Here is a 15,229-nt window from a genome sequence, read left to right as displayed (position 1 = left end):
GACGGTCAGGGTGATGTCGCGCAGCACGTGGAAGCTGCCGAACCACTTGTTCATGCCGGTCATCTGGATCATCGCCTCGGCACCGACCTGATGCTCGACGTGGTGGCCGTCCTCCAACCCGTTGGGGTCCTGCTGGGAGACGATGTCGGTCATGGGCGTCGGTCCTTGGCGAGCGGTCTTGGGAAAGGGAACAATCCGGTCGGCGGTCATCGTTGATGGCCCGTGTGCAGCTTGCGCTCCAGACCCTGGCTGTAGCGCGACATGCCGAAGCAGAAGATCCAGAAACAGAAGGCGGCGAAGACATAGCCCTCGACGGCCACCCGCCCCCAGGCCGGATCGACGATGGCGGCCTGCACCGTGCCGAGGATGTCGAACAGGCCGATGATCAAGACCAGTGTCGTGTCCTTGAACAGGGCGATGAAGGTGTTGACGATCCCCGGGATCACCATCTTCAGCGCCTGCGGCAGGATGATCAGCGCGGTGGAGCGCCAGTAGCCCAGCCCCAGCGCGGAGGCGGCCTCGTACTGGCCCTTGGGAATGCCCTGCAGGCCGCCGCGAATGACCTCGGCCATGTAGGCCGACTGGAACATGACGATGCCGATCAGCGCCCTGAGCAGCTTGTCGAAGTTCACCCCCTCGGGCAGGAACAGCGGCAGCATCACCGAGGCCATGAACAGCACCGAGATCAGCGGCACGCCACGCCACAGCTCGATGAACGTCACGCAGATGGTGCGGATCACCGGCATGGACGAGCGCCGCCCCAGTGCCAAAAGGGTGCCGATGGGCAGGGCGGCGACGATGCCCACATAGGACAGCACCAGGGTCAGCATCAGGCCGCCCCACTTGCCGGTCTCGATGAACGGCAGGCCGAACACGCCGCCCAGCAATAGTGCGCCGGCGATGACCGGAAACAGCGTCAGTCCGAAAATACCCAGCCATTTGCGGCCCTGGGCGGGAAAGCCGGGGATGAACTGGGGCACCAGGAACGCCGCCAGCATCACGAACATGATGTCGACGCGCCAGCGCTCGGCGTCCGGATAGAACCCGTAGATGAAGAAATCGAACCGCCGGCCGATGAACACCCAGCAGGCGCCGTCACTGGCGCAGTCGTCCGCCGACGTGCCGGTGAAGTCCGCCGACAGCAGAGCCCAGTCGATGAACGGCGGCACGATCAACCAGATCAGATAGACGCCGATCAGGGTCAGGATCACGTTCAGCGGCGACGAGAACAGGTTCTCGCGCATCCAGCGCAACGGGCCGACGGCGTTGCGCGGCGGCGGGCGCGGCGCGATGGGCTTGAAGGTCTCGCTGGGCGCGCCTTGGGTCGGGGTTTCCGCCATGGCCTAGCGCTCCTTCAGGGCCACGGCCCGGTTATAGAGGTTCATGAACAGCGAGATGGACAGGCTGATCGTCATGTACACGGCCATGGTCATGGCCACGATCTCCACCGCCTGGCCGGTCTGGTTCAGGGTGGTGCCCATGAACACGCTCACCAGGTCCGGATAGCCGATCGCCGTGGCCAGCGACGAGTTCTTGGTCAGGTTCAGGTACTGGCTGGTCAGGGGCGGGATGATGACGCGCAGCGCCTGCGGGATGACGATCAGCCGCAGCGTCTGCCCGCGCTTCAGGCCCAGCGCCTGCGACGCCTCGGTCTGACCGTGGCTGACGGCCTGGATGCCGGAACGCACGATCTCACCGATGAAGGCGGCGGTGTACAGCGTCAGGGCCAGCCACAGGGCGATGAACTCGGGGATCAGCCGCATCCCCCCCTTGAAGTTGAAGCCCTTCAGCTCCGGCATGTCCCACAGAACGGGCGCGCCGATGATCCAGAACAGGGCCAGCGGCAGGCCCACGACCATGGCCAGCGACACGGGCCAGGCGGGGAAGCGCTGACCGGTCGCATCCTGGCGCTTCTTCGCCCACCGCAGCAGGGCAACGGCCCCGGCGATGGCCGCGAAAAAGGTGAGCACCACCGCCCAGAACGACGGCTCGACCAGCGGCGCGGGCGCGTACAGGCCCCGGTTGTTCAAGAAACTGCCGAGCGGAAACTCCAGGCTCTGGCGCGGCCCCGGCAGCGTGCGCAGGACGGCGAAGTACCAGAAAAAGATCTGCAGCAGCAGCGGGATGTTGCGCGTGATCTCGATATAGACCAGCGCCATCTTGGCGATCAGCCAGTTGGGCGACAGACGCGCAACGCCCAGAATGAAGCCGATGATGGTGGCGAACAGGATGCCCAGGCCGGAGACCAGGAGGGTATTCAGCAGGCCGACGATGAAGGTCCGCCCATACGTGTTCGTCTCGTCATAGGGGATCAGCGAGAACAGAATGCCGAACCCGGCGGTGTTGTCGAGGAACCCGAAGCCGGTGGTGATGCCCCGGCTTTCCATGTTGGTCATGGTGTTGTCGAAGATGGTCCAGAAGAACCACAGCACCAGGACCAGGGCCACCACCTGAAAGGCGACGGCGCGCACACGCGGGTTTCTCCAGAACGCGGGGCCACGCGGCGGAACGAAAGCGGCCGGCTCGGCCATGGACGGACTCTCCGGAACACCAGGGGAACGAGGGGGAGCGGTGAAGCACCGGGAGACCGGCCACGCGCGGCGGGCCTGTCTCCCGGCACTCTTGGATCAGCGGATCGGCGGCGCGTACTGGATGCCGCCGTCGGTCCACAGCGCGTTCAGGCCGCGCGCGATCTCCAGCGGGCTGTCCTCGCCGACGTTGCGCTCGAACATCTCGCCGTAGTTGCCCACCTGGGCGATGATTTGCGCCGCCCAATCGGCCGACAGGCCCAGCTTCTCGCCCATGTCGCCCTCGGTGCCGACCAGACGCTTGATGGACGGATTGTCCGAGCCCTTCATCTCCTCGATGTTGTCGCTGGTGACGCCCAGTTCCTCGGCGTTGAGCTGGGCGAACAGCACCCACTTGACGATGTTGAACCATTCATCATCGCCCTGGCGCACCACGGGACCCAACGGCTCCTTGGAGATCACCTCGGGCAGAACGACGGCGCTGGACGGGTCCTCCAGCTTGCTGCGGATGGCGTAGAGCTGCGACTGGTCGGAGGTCAGCACGTCACAGCGGCCGGACTCGAACCCCTGCGCGGTCTCGCTGATGGCGGCGAAGACGACCGGGTTGTAGTCCATGCCCTGAATGCGGAAGTAGTCGGCCAGGTTCAGTTCCGTGGTGGTGCCGGCACCGACGCAGATCGAGGCGCCGTCCAGTTCCGTGGCGCTGGACACACCCAGGTCCTTGTTCACCATGAAGCCCTGGCCGTCATAGAACGTCGTGCCGACGAAATTGAGGCCCAGCGACGTATCGCGCGTGAAGGTCCAGGTCGTGACGCGGGACAGCACATCGATCTCGCCGGACTGCAGGGCGGTGAAACGCTCCTTGGCGGTCAGCGGCACGAAGCGGACTTTGCTCGCGTCCCCCAGCACGGCGGCGGCGACGGCGCGGCAGAAGTCCGCGTCCAGGCCCGACCACGCCCCCGACTGGTCCGGGATGGAGAACCCGGCCAGCCCGGTGGTGACACCGCACGACAGCTCACCGCGCTCCTTGACGGTGTCCAGGGTCTCGGCGGCCTGAGCACCGGCGGCGCCCACGGCGAGAGTGGCCAGGCCGGCCACCAAGGCGGAAACGAAACGCGTCATGAAAGACCTCAACACAACTTGAGGAAGGCGGAACGGGCCGCTCCCGGTGGGGCGGCCCGTTCACGACTCGGGGGACTTAGCGGATCGGCGGGGCGTACTGGATGCCGCCGTCGGTCCACAGGGCGTTCAGGCCCCGCGAGATCTGCAGCGGCGTGTCCTCGCCGACGTTGCGCTCGAACATCTCGCCGTAGTTGCCCACCTGGGCGATGATGTTGGCGGCCCAGTCGGCCGTCAGGCCCAGCTTTTCGCCCATGTCGCCCTCGGTGCCGACCAGGCGCTTGATGGACGGATTGTCCGAGCCCTTCATCTCCTCGATGTTGTCGCTGGTCACGCCCAGTTCCTCGGCGTTGATCTGCGCGAACAGCGACCACTTGACGATGTTGAACCACTGGTCATCGCCCTGGCGCACGACCGGGCCGAGCGGCTCCTTGGAGATGACCTCGGGCAGCACCATGGCGCTGTCGGGGTCGTCCAGCTTGGTGCGCAGGGCATACAGCTGCGACTGGTCGGAGGTCAGCACGTCACAGCGGCCGGAGGCGAAGCCCTGCACCGTCTGGTCGGAGGTGTCGAACACCACCGGGCTGTACTCCATGCCCTGGAAGCGGAAGTAGTCGGCCAGGTTCAGTTCCGTGGTGGTGCCGGACTGAATGCAGACCGAGGCGCCGTCCAGTTCGGTGGCGCTGGAGACACCCAGGTCCTTCTTCACCAGGAAGCCCTGGCCGTCGTAGTAGTTGGTGCCGGTGAAGTTCAGGCCCAGCGACGAGTCGCGAGTCAGGGTCCAGGTGGTGTTGCGCGACAGCACGTCGATTTCGCCGGACTGCAGGGCGGTGAACCGCTCCTTGGCGGTCAGCGGGATGAACTTGACGGCGTCGGCATCGCCCAGAACGGCGGCGGCCACGGCGCGGCAGACGTCGACGTCAATGCCGGTCCAGTTGCCGTCCTCGTCCGGATTTGAGAAGCCGGGCAGGCCGGTGGAAACGCCGCACACAAGCTCACCGCGCTCCTTGACGGCGTCGAGCGTCTCGTCGGCGACGGCGGCGGTCGCCGTCAAGCCGATCGTGGCCACACCCGCCACCAGGGCGGAAGCAATACGCTTCATGAGTGCCTCTCTTGGTTTTTTCGTCGATGATGGATCGGACGGTCCGCGTGCAGCATGGCCCGCCCCACGCCCACGGTCGCCTTTGTCGCAAGCCCTGGCGTGGGCCGGTTCCGTCACCGAAGCGCCTGGTGCCCGTAACGAGCCGCCCCCAGCGATATTCCGCAGCAACAGATGTGCCATGCATGTGACACGCAGCTTAACGGCCCGCCGACGCCTGGAAAAGCCATCATTTAGGGGTTTTTTGTCATCCTGTAACAATTATCGCCCTGGGCCTCCGGCTGCCCGCCAGTCAGGCACGCTGCCTACCCAATGGGCACGCAGCCGCCGCGCCGGGCGCGGGCCGAGGCCACAAGGCCCCTGCCGAGCGCCTGTTGCACGCCCCGCCCGACCGCTCCCACCTCCAGGGGGTTCACCGAGATCACAGGCGCGTCATGGGCGTCTCTCCACGCCACGGGAGTTCCCCGCGCGCCACAGCCGGGGCGCGTATACCACCAGCGCCAGCGCCTCTCGAACGCCGGCGGCCAGGGCGACACGGCGGTCCGGGATGGGCACGCCGGCCCCCTCAATCACAACGGCCAGGCCGCGCCGGCGCGCCGCCCAGCGGAAACACCACAGCGCGCGCGTCAGATGAGGACGGTCCGTAACCACGATCACCCGCGCCACCGCGTGGCCCTCCAGCAGCGCCAGCGAATGCCAGGCGTTGCCCAGCGTATCGGAGGACCGTTCCTCCATCAGGAGAGGTATGTCGGAAGGCACGCTCTCGCGCGCCACCAGCGCCGCCATGAGCCGGGCTTCCGACATCGCACCCGGCGGATGGCGCTTGCCGTACCCACCGGACAACACCAGAACGGCGGCGACGGTTTCATGCGCGAAGGCCACGGCGTGGCTCACCCGACGCCGCATCGCGACGCTGGCCGTGCCATCCGGACGCACCGCCGCACCGAGGACGATCACCGCCAGGCCGGCTCGATTCCCGGTTCCACCGGGTCCGGAGTCCCTTCCCAACACCGCCATGCTCCTGTACAGAAAGAGGGTTGAACCGCCCACGAATTCCCGGCGGACGCCTCGCACGACCCACCCGACGCAACGAAAAAGCCAGGTTCCATGGCCTCTGTTGGCCCCATCACACTCTACCGCGAAAAGTCCGTGATTCACCGGTTCGCCAACCAGGCGCTGCACGGCGCGGAAGCCCCCGCGTTCGTGCTGAGGAGCAACCGGCTGACCATGGAAATCTCGGCGCAGTCGCATTCCGACACCGTCGTCGTGCGGGGGCACACGATTGCCAGCACGATGCGCATGGCGGGCCTCGTCGCCGAGCGGTTCACACGCGATCCCGAGTTGTTTCGGCCTGACAATCCGTACCCGCCGGACTGGGATGCCCTGTGGACCCGGATGCTCTCCGCCTACGAACGCACGTTCAACAGCAACATCTGGGTCTCGGTGCACGTGGGCGGGGACACGGTCTTCACCACCAAGGACTCGCCGCCCATTCTGGCCATCGAGCGGATGGCGCAGGGCGCCGACCTGGACGAACGTACCGTCCGCGACGCCACCCGCGACCTGTTCGGCACCGCGACGGACACCGACATCGTCGCCCAGCACGACAGCCAGACCGCCGTGGTCGTGACGCCCTTCTCGAACTATCTGCGCGCGGCGATCCTGGAGCGCAAGGAAGGCCGGACCGGGTCCTTCTCCATTTCGGTCCACCACACACCGACCCGCAAGGTCACCCCGCACGAGGTGCTGTTTTTCGCCGCCGACCTGATTGAAAGCTACAACCTGCGCCAGTTCCTGGATCGTGTTCCGGGTAAAGAGACGACGTACGCAACGGCGCCCGAGCACCTGCAGGAGCACATCGCCGCGGCCGTCAGCCGGCGGAACGAACTGGTCCAGTTCATCGACGGGTTCGAGACCGCCAACAAGGTCCAGTACCGGCCCGAACGCCCGGTGCTATAGTCCCATGACGGGCCCAAGCCTGCCAGAGACCATGACCCATGGCCTGCCGGTGCGCGGCAGCCGCTCCATGCTGCTGGAGACGCTGGCGCCGCTGGCGGGCCTGCAGGTGGCCGATATCGGATGCGGCGACGGGACGTGGACGCGCTTGCTCAGCGAGGCGGGCGCGCGCGTGGTCGGCCTCGATCCCAATGACCGGCAGTTGGAGGCGGCGCGGTGCGCACCCCCGGTGGCCGGCGAAACCTATGTCAAGGCAGGGGCCGAAGCCCTGCCGCTGGCCGACGCCAGCCAGGACGTCGCCCTGTTCTTCAACGCTTTGCATCATGTACCGGCCGACCTGATGGCCGCCGCGTTGGCCGAGGCCGCGCGCGTCACGCGCGCCGGCGGCATGGTGGTGGCGTTCGAGCCGGTGGCGCGCGGGACCAACTTCGCCCTGAACCAGCCGGTCGACGACGAAACCGAAATCCGCACCCTGGCCCACCGGCGCCTGCACGAGGCGGCGGACGGCCACCTGCCGCTCGCCCTGGACCGCGAGTTCGAGTACGTAACGGTCTCGAAAAAGCGCGACTACGCCGCCTGGAAAGAGGGGCAGGTGCGCATCAGTCCATCCCGCGCCGCCCGCTTCGCCGCCGACGAGGCCGGCCTGCGCGCGCATTTCGACCGGATGCTGGCCGACCTTCCCCGCGACGACGGGGGCAACGCCCTGCTCGACCAGCCCATGCGGGCGACGGTGTTGCGGCGGACGTGATCCCGCGCCAGCGTCCGACGCGCCACGCACCGATCCACAGGCCGCATGGACGGCCGTCCGCGACTCAAAGCCCTCTTCCGCTCACACAATGTCCCAGGCGTGGAAACCGACACCCTCGTAGATGTACTGGGGCAGATTGGCGAGGACGTTGTCCCGTTCCTCCTCCGACTGCGTGAAGAAGTGCCCGCCCGCGTCCGTGTTGAAGAACCGATAGACCGGGCTGGTGTCGCCGCCGCCGTCGGGGTCGGCATAGAACCCCACACCCTCGTACCTGTACTGGGGCAGGTTGGCGAGGACGTTGTCCCGTTCCTCCTCCGACTGCGTGAAGAAGTGCCCGCCGGCGTCGTGGTTGAAGAACCGGTAGACCGGATCAACCTCACTGTCATCCGCATCGCGAACGGCGAAGTCCACGCTCTCGTAGGTGAACCCGTCCAGGGTCTGGATGACCGTGTCCCGCTCTTCCTGCAACGCGGTGAAGAAGTGGCCGCCAGCCTTTGTGTTGAAGAACCGGTACAGGGCGACCGTTCCATCGGGAACCACGGGATCGGCCGGGACGGCGTCAGAGCTGTCCAACACGTCGACCTTGACGTTACGGTCGCTCAGAGTGACCGTTTCGGTACGGTCCGCGTCCAGGCCGCCGCCCGAAAACGTGACGGTATAGGTCCCGGGTGACAACGCGACGCTATAGCCTCCCGCGCCCTGGCTTGTGGCCGTCACCGCCCCGTCGATGCTGATCGAAACGCTGCCCAGGCCCTCGCCGGGGTTGTAGAACGCGTTCTGGTTCTGATCGTCGTAAATCACACCGGTCAGAAACAAGGACTCGCCGGTGCGTCCGAAGTTCTGCGTCAACAGCGATGACGTGTAGTCGATGCCGTTGCTCGTAAAAATTCCCTCCTGCTGGCCGATTCCCACCTCGCGGAACCCGTCATACAGGATGTTCGTGCGATGCCCGCTGCTGAGGAACAGACCCTCGTGCTGTTCCACGATCGCGGCTTCCAGGTCGATCGTTCCGCCGGGATTTCCGATCCAGGCGATGTTTTCGCCCGCCGTCGCGTTGGGGCCGTTGAGGATGTAGCCGGCGTCGGCGATCCGATCCGCGAGTGTGCTGCCGCCCTGACCGGTGTGGGAAAACGTGTCGGCCGCGATCATCCAGGCGCTGTGGCCAAGCGCGGCGTCAGTGAGCAACGTGTTGGGGGCCAGTGGCGCCTTGGCGTCGGCGGTAATTGTGCCCGGCTGCAGATCCTGGTTCAGATCGATGCCAAACAGCGCCGCCTCGGCCGCCGGATTCTGGCGAGCCCGGTTCACCAACTCCAGCATGTACTGTTCGTTTGCGGTCAGTTCGGCCATGCCCCCCTCCTTGCGTCTCTATGGCTTAGACCGGCCCATCGGTGCGGGCTCGGTCACGACCCTGCACTGGGGGGGTCACGTGGTGAGACTGTCTCGCAAGTCAAGCGTCGACTCGGGTCCGCAGGGAGGGTCGAACTCGGTCGGGCGGCACGCCCTGATCGCAACGGCGGATGAGCGTGACTCATCCGCCGTGCCGCATTGGTCCGGGCCTGGTCCTGGGGATCACGCGTTTTCCAGCATCTCCCGGCGGCGTTCCACCACTTGGTCGGCCTCGCGGCCGCTGAGTTCCTGCAGGTGGTCGAAGGTCCACGAGAAGGTGCCGACACCCATGGTGGTCGAGCGGATCTCGACGATCAGGTCGTGCATCTCCGACTGCGGCAACATGCCGTGCACGACATCCCAGCCGTCCCAGCCGTCCTTGCGGTCGAAGCCCAGGATCTGGCCGCGCCGGGTGGACAGGGCCCGTTGCGCCTTGCTGGTGGCGTCGCTGGGCACGCTGATCTCGACCTTCAGGATCGGTTCCAGCAGCACCGGCGCGCAGGCCGAAATGCCCTCGCGCATGGCCAGTTGGGCGGCGGTCTTGAACGCCTGTTCCGAGCTGTCCACGGTGTGGAACGAGCCGTCATACAGCGTCACTTCGAAGTCCACCACCGGGAAGCCCAGCGGCCCCTGCCGCGACCATTCGCGCACGCCCTGCTCGACGGCGGGAATGTACTGACGCGGCACCACGCCACCGGTGATCTTGTCGTGGAAGGCAAAGCCGGCGCCGCGCGCCAGCGGGCCGATCTCCAGGTGGACATCGCCGAACTGACCATGACCGCCGGTCTGGCGCTTGAAGCGACCCTGCTTCTTGGTGCTCTTCTTGATGGTCTCCTGATAGGGCACCAGCGGCTTCTCGGAGTTCACCTCGACGTTGTACTGACGCGCCAGCCGAGCCATGGCGACCTGAAGGTGGATGTCTCCCTGGCCCCACAGCAGCAGTTCGTTGGTCTCGGCGCTCTGCTCGACCTTCAGGCCCCGATCCTCCTCGCACAGGCGAGCCAGCGCGCCGGACAGCTTGACGTCATCGCCGTGCTTGGCCGGACGCACCGACATCGCCGCCAGCGGCGGCAGCGGCACCGGCCAATCGGCCTCGCGCGTCCCTTTCGGGTCCAGCAGATCGCCGGTGTTCACGCCCTCCAACTTGCCCATGCCGACGACCGCTCCGGCGGTGGCCTCGCCGATCTTGGTCGGCTGCCCGGGGTTGGTGAAGGCGTACAGGCCGTTGATCTTCTCACCGCCGGCTTGGCTGCCGTCCTTGACCGGGCCGCGCCAGACCCGCACCAGCGACATCTTGCCGGTGTGCGCGGCGTGCACGGTCTTGAACACCTGCACCAGGGGCTCACCGTTACCGGTGTCGACCAGGCGCCGCTCCATGGTGTCGCCCACCGATGGCGTCTCGTGGCGCAGCGCCTTCAGCAGGCGCACCACGCCGTTGTCCTCCAGCGCGCCGCCGAAGAACACCGGCACCACGCGGTCCTCGGCGAGGTCCTTGGCCAGGGTCTCGTAGATCTCCTCCTTGGGCGGAACGATGTCCTCCAGGAGTTCCTCGAGCATGGTGTCGTTGGTGTCGGCCAGGCTTTCCAGCAGCTCCTGGCGGGCCTCCATCTCCCGGTCCCGGACCTGCTCCGGCATTTTGATCAGGTCGGACCGCTCACCCGGCTTGTAGCGGTAAGCCCGCTCGCTGACCAGATCGACGTAGCCGGTGACCTTGCCGTCCTCGCGGATCGGGATCTCACGCAGAACCAGCGGGCGGTCGGACACGCCCTGCATCGCGTCCATCAGGTCGCGCAGGGTGACCTGGGCGGTCTCGATCTTGTTGATGAAGATCATGTGCGGGATCGAGCGCTGGTCCAGGAACTTCAACAGCGGCATGGCCATGCGCACGCGCGCCGGGTCGGGGTCGCACACCACCACGGCGACGTCCGAGACCATCAGCGCGTTCAATGCGTCCATCTGGAATTCGACCGAGCCGGGGCAGTCGAGGAAAGTCCAGCGGTCGCCCAGGTACTCGGCCTCGACGACGTTGACCTCGGTCGACATGGCACGATCACGCGCCTCGGGGCTGGCATCGCCGACCGTGTTGTGGTCCTCCACGCGCCCCTTGCGATGGATTGCCCCGCTGGCCATCAACAGGCTTTCGAGCAGGCTGGTCTTGCCGGACAGATAGGGGCCGACAAGGGCGGCCACCCGCGGCGATGCGGCGCGTTCGGGCATGGGTTCAGGTCCTCTTTGATCTTGGTTCGGTGAGGGACGACGCGGACGGGACGCGGCCGCGCCCACCCGGCGGCGGATGGGCGCACGCCACGAGTTGGCGGCGCCCAACGACGCGCGAGAGCGGGCGGATCCAGCCGCGCATGGTCACCAGGGGGCAAAAGCGATTCAAGGGCAAAGCGACCCAGAACTGAAAAGAACCGCGTGGAGGACAGCGGTTAGCACAGGCGAACCGTGCGCCTCAAGCCTTCCGGACGGACGCCTGTCGGAATCCTGCAAAAGATAGGGTTTACCCGAACGGGGGGCGGAGGCGAGAAACGATGACGGATCCGGGTCGGATCTGATAAGGCCATGTGACAAGGGCTGAGATCGGCGTGTCATCAAGGGGCCGCCCCGAGTCGGGAGAAGAAGCCATGAACGCTCTGCGCCAGGCCGCGCCGGACCTCGAAATCCATCTGACGCCTCCAACCAACCCAGACCACGAGACCCGGGAACGCCCGCCCTTGGTGTTCGTGCACGGGGCGTTCGCCGGCGCGTGGTGCTGGCAGGAGTATTTCGTCCCCTACTTTTCGCATAAGGGCTACACGACCGTCGCCTTCAGCCTGCGCGGCCACGGCGCCAGTGGGGGCGGCGCGTGCCTGGATCTGGCCAGCCTGGCCGACTATGCCGACGACCTGCGGTTCGTGCTCGGCACGCTGGATCGGCCGGCGGTCCTGATCGGCCATTCGATGGGCGGGATGGTGGTGCAGAAGTACCTGGAGACCGGCACCGCCGCCGCCACCGTACTGATGGCCTCGGTCGGACCCTGGGGCCTTCTGGAAAGCTCCTGGCACATGATGCTGGCCAACCCCGGCCTGATGCAGGGCGTTTCGTTCATGCAGGCCGTGGGCAAGCCGTTCATCAACGCGGACGTCTTCCACGACGCCCTGTTCGCCAGCGACGTGCCGCCGGACCGCGCCGACCGGTACTATCGCCAGTTCCAGCGCGAATCCCAACGCGTGATCATGGACATGACGTTCTGGGACGTGCCCCGCCTGCCGCCCCGCGAGGAGCTGCCAACGCTGGTCATGGGCGCGGCCGAGGATGCGTTCATTCCGCGTTCGATGGTACGGCGCACGGCGCGGTATTTCGGCGCCGATCCGGTGATCGTTCCCGACATGGCGCACGCGATGATGCTGGAGGAAAACTGGCGCCACGCGGCCGAGCCCATCCTTCACTGGCTGGTCGAGAACGGGTTTTGAGGGGCGCCGGGCAGACTATACCCTGATCAGGCCGAGAGAAAGAGCCAGGCTGGTGGCGTGGGTGCGGTTGTTCGCCCCCAGCTTGCGGGATGCGTTGGCGATGTGGAAGTTGACGCCTGAGATGGAAATCCCCAGAGCGGCGCCCACATCGCGGGTGGTCAGGCCCCGGGCGCTCAGGGTCAGCACCTCGCGTTCACGGTTGGTCAACAGCGGCTGGCCCTGGTCATCGCGCTCCAGCAGTTGCCGGATGCGCAGGTACGCCTGAACGCCCGCATGGGCCAAATCGAGCCCGCGTTGCGTCGCGTGTTCGCGCAACCACGCGCCGTCACGGCGGGAGAACAGGATCACCCCCCCAGCGCACCGAAACGATCCGCACCGCGCCGGGATCAGCAGCAGGCCGCCGTACCCCGCCGTTTGCGCCGCGCTGGCGAGGGGCGAGGCGGCCAGGTCGGCCGCCGTCCCTTCGGTCAGCCGGAAGAACGGGCGGAACGCCTGTGCCATCTCTGTCATGATGGGATCGGCCAGATCGATCGCGTCATCGCCGAACGCGTGCAGGACCGACGACGCCACGGACCCCAGGACCCGGCGGGCCACCCGTCCGCCGTCCGCCAGGCGCGGGAAGCATGTCAAACAGACGACACCGTCAAATCCGGCACCGCTGAAGTGCTCGACCGTGGCGTCCCACGCTTCTTCACGAGAGCCAGCCTCCCCCAACCGAGCCAAAAAAAAATCCAGACTGGATTCCATTGTCATGAGCATGTTCTGGACAATCCTTTGGCCTGATCTTGGAAACCGTCAGACACGCCAGCGCTCCCTCTGAGACCATCAATAGACATTTTGATGCCGGAAACAACGCCGCTTGGTTCGAATTTTAGGTCAATGCCGCACACCGCCACAACTCGTCCGGAAGTCATACCCACACCACCTCCACCACTTTGATATGTCGATCGGCCATGTGCCTGTGTCCCCCGTCACGCCACGCGACACCGTCGGCGCGAAAAACAGAAAACAGTGACAATTTTTATGCGAGTTTTCCGCCTGGTCAAGGGGGCCATGACGCCAACCTGTCCGCCTCGCTCGCGGTTCCGCCGCGCGGGTCCCCATGCTATGAGGGCACCCAGCCTTGGCGATGCGACCGCGCCTCGCCGCCCACAGCCGGAGACTTCGCCCGTGACCGCGCCCGTTCCTATTCCGCCCCCCACCGATCTGATGCCGGTTCGCCGCGCCTTGATCTCGGTGTCCGACAAGAGCGGGCTTGAGCCCCTGGCGCGGGCCTTGCACAGCCACGGCGTGGCCATCCTCTCGACCGGCGGCACCGCCCGCGCCATTGAGTCCGCCGGCGTGCCGGTCACCGAGGTCTCGGAGCACACCGGCTTCCCGGAGATGCTGGACGGCCGCGTCAAGACCCTGCACCCGACCATCCACGGGGGCATCCTGGGCGTGCGCGGCCATCCGGCGCACGAGGCGGCCATGCGCGACCATGGCATCGCGCCCATCGATCTGGTTGTGGTCTCGCTCTATCCGTTCGAATCGACCGTGGCCAAGGGCGCCGACTACGCGACCTGCGTCGAAAACGTCGACATCGGCGGGCCGGCTTTGATCCGGGCGGCGGCCAAGAATCACGCCGCCGTGACCGTGATCACCGATCCCGAGGACTACACACCCCTGATCGCCGACCTGAAGACCCACGACGGGCATGTCACGCTGGGCTTGCGCCGCCACCTCGCCGGGCTGGCGTTCGCCCGCACCGCCGCCTATGACGCGGCCATCGCCCGCTGGTTCTCGGAACAGAGCGGTGAGACCTTCCCGCGCCACCTGACCGCCGCCGGGCGTCTAAAACAGACGCTGCGATACGGCGAGAACCCGCACCAGAAGGCGGCGTTCTATGTCCAGGGGCTGGCCCGTCCCGGGGTCGCCAGCGCCCGGCAGGTGCAGGGCAAGGAGCTGTCGTTCAACAACCTGAACGACACCGACGCGGCGTTCGAGCTGGTCAGTGAGTTTTCGCAGCCGGCGGTGGCCATCATCAAGCACGCCAACCCCTGCGGTGTCGCCGTGGGCGAGACGATCCACGGCGCCTACGAACGCGCGCTCGCCTGCGACCCGGTCAGCGCCTTTGGCGGCATCGTCGCCGTCAATCGGGCGCTCGACCGCGACAGCGCCGAGGCCATCACCCGCATCTTCACCGAGGTCGTCATCGCCCCCGACGCCGATGATCAGGCGCGCGCTGTGTTCACCGCCAAGAAGAACCTGCGCCTGCTCATCACCGGTGTGATGCCCGATCCGGAGGCGCCGGACCTGACCGTGCGCTCGGTCGCCGGTGGGCTGCTGGTGCAGACCCGCGACACCGCGCGCGTGTCGGCGCCCGACCTGAAGGTCGTGACCCAGCGGGTGCCGACCGACGCCGAGATCGCCGACATGCTGCTGGCCTTCCGGGTCTGCAAGCACGTCAAATCCAACGCCATCGTCTATGCCAAGGACGGGGCCACGGTGGGCATCGGCGCCGGCCAGATGAGCCGCGTCGACAGCGCCCGCATCGCCGCCCGCAAGGCGGCCGACGCCGCCGAGGCCGCAGGCCTGGACGCGCCCCTGACGCAAGGGTCGGTGGTCGCCTCTGACGCCTTCTTCCCCTTTTCCGACGGCCTGATGGTGGCGGTCGAAGCCGGCGCGACGGCCGTCATCCAGCCCGGCGGATCGGTGCGCGACGAGGAGGTCATCGCCGCTGCCGACGCCGCCGGCATCGCCATGGTGTTCACCGGCGTTCGCCATTTCCGGCACTGATCGCCGTCCCGCGCCTCCCTGCTGGCCGGCCCTGGACCGGCCACCCCGCGCCGCCGAGGCTCCAGCCCCCCTTGCGCCAAGAGCCATGGCCGTTATGGTTCGATGGCATCTTGCGGTCAGCCGTGTGACGCTGAGCGGCCGACACCAAATCAAATCCGGC

The 15,229-nt window shown here is 66.8% G+C and carries 12 protein-coding genes; 4 read left to right on the top strand and 8 right to left on the bottom strand.

Features of this window, described 5'->3' with window-relative positions; genetic code table 11:
* Window positions 1–206: 206 nt before the first annotated feature.
* The 5 genes from Q0309_RS12870 to Q0309_RS12850 form a co-directional block, all read right to left on the bottom strand.
* Window positions 207–1,340, bottom strand: a complete 1,134-nt coding sequence (locus Q0309_RS12870; RefSeq protein ID WP_299441611.1) for an amino acid ABC transporter permease — start codon at window positions 1,338–1,340, stop codon at window positions 207–209.
* A gap of 3 nt (window positions 1,341–1,343) precedes the next feature.
* The gene (locus tag Q0309_RS12865; RefSeq protein ID WP_299441608.1) at window positions 1,344–2,531 is read right to left on the bottom strand and encodes an amino acid ABC transporter permease; all 1,188 of its coding nucleotides are present in this window, start codon (window positions 2,529–2,531) and stop codon (window positions 1,344–1,346) included.
* 96 nt (window positions 2,532–2,627) lie between these two features.
* Window positions 2,628–3,650 carry an amino acid ABC transporter substrate-binding protein gene (locus Q0309_RS12860; protein ID WP_299441605.1) on the bottom strand — a complete coding sequence of 341 codons (1,023 nt, stop codon included), beginning with the start codon at window positions 3,648–3,650 and terminating at the stop codon, window positions 2,628–2,630.
* 76 nt (window positions 3,651–3,726) lie between these two features.
* The gene (locus tag Q0309_RS12855) at window positions 3,727–4,749 is read right to left on the bottom strand and encodes an amino acid ABC transporter substrate-binding protein (RefSeq protein WP_299441602.1); all 1,023 of its coding nucleotides are present in this window, start codon (window positions 4,747–4,749) and stop codon (window positions 3,727–3,729) included.
* A gap of 429 nt (window positions 4,750–5,178) precedes the next feature.
* The gene (locus Q0309_RS12850; protein WP_299441599.1) at window positions 5,179–5,703 is read right to left on the bottom strand and encodes a YdcF family protein; all 525 of its coding nucleotides are present in this window, start codon (window positions 5,701–5,703) and stop codon (window positions 5,179–5,181) included.
* Between the two features lie 150 nt (window positions 5,704–5,853).
* Between Q0309_RS12850 and Q0309_RS12845 the strand changes: the two genes are divergently transcribed.
* Both Q0309_RS12845 and Q0309_RS12840 read left to right on the top strand, forming a co-directional pair.
* On the top strand, window positions 5,854–6,705 hold the full coding sequence (locus Q0309_RS12845) for a hypothetical protein (RefSeq protein WP_299441596.1): 852 nt from the start codon (window positions 5,854–5,856) through the stop codon (window positions 6,703–6,705).
* A 4-nt stretch (window positions 6,706–6,709) separates the two neighbouring features.
* Complete coding sequence (locus Q0309_RS12840; protein ID WP_299441593.1) at window positions 6,710–7,450, top strand: class I SAM-dependent methyltransferase; 741 nt, start codon at window positions 6,710–6,712, stop codon at window positions 7,448–7,450.
* Window positions 7,451–7,531: 81 nt separating this feature from the next.
* On the opposite strand, the gene Q0309_RS12835 is transcribed toward Q0309_RS12840, so the two are convergent.
* Complete coding sequence (locus Q0309_RS12835) at window positions 7,532–8,797, bottom strand: CAP domain-containing protein (protein WP_299441590.1); 1,266 nt, start codon at window positions 8,795–8,797, stop codon at window positions 7,532–7,534.
* Between the two features lie 222 nt (window positions 8,798–9,019).
* On the bottom strand, window positions 9,020–11,053 hold the full coding sequence (locus tag Q0309_RS12830; protein ID WP_299441587.1) for an elongation factor G: 2,034 nt from the start codon (window positions 11,051–11,053) through the stop codon (window positions 9,020–9,022).
* A 410-nt stretch (window positions 11,054–11,463) separates the two neighbouring features.
* Between Q0309_RS12830 and Q0309_RS12825 the strand changes: the two genes are divergently transcribed.
* Window positions 11,464–12,291, top strand: a complete 828-nt coding sequence (locus Q0309_RS12825; RefSeq protein WP_299441584.1) for an alpha/beta hydrolase — start codon at window positions 11,464–11,466, stop codon at window positions 12,289–12,291.
* Between the two features lie 15 nt (window positions 12,292–12,306).
* Here the strand turns inward: Q0309_RS12825 and Q0309_RS12820 are convergent, their stop codons facing one another.
* Window positions 12,307–13,050 carry a helix-turn-helix transcriptional regulator gene (locus tag Q0309_RS12820; RefSeq protein ID WP_299441580.1) on the bottom strand — a complete coding sequence of 248 codons (744 nt, stop codon included), beginning with the start codon at window positions 13,048–13,050 and terminating at the stop codon, window positions 12,307–12,309.
* A 450-nt stretch (window positions 13,051–13,500) separates the two neighbouring features.
* On the opposite strand from Q0309_RS12820, the gene purH reads away from it, so the two are divergent.
* On the top strand, window positions 13,501–15,069 hold the full coding sequence (purH, locus tag Q0309_RS12815) for a bifunctional phosphoribosylaminoimidazolecarboxamide formyltransferase/IMP cyclohydrolase (RefSeq protein WP_299441618.1): 1,569 nt from the start codon (window positions 13,501–13,503) through the stop codon (window positions 15,067–15,069).
* Window positions 15,070–15,229 lie beyond the last annotated feature (160 nt).

The sequence above is a fragment of the uncultured Rhodospira sp. genome (assembly GCF_937138205.1).
GTDB lineage: Bacteria > Pseudomonadota > Alphaproteobacteria > Rhodospirillales > Rhodospirillaceae > Rhodospira.
The sequence above is the reverse complement of the archived record's forward strand: the minus strand, read 5'-3'. Positions and strand labels throughout refer to the sequence as shown.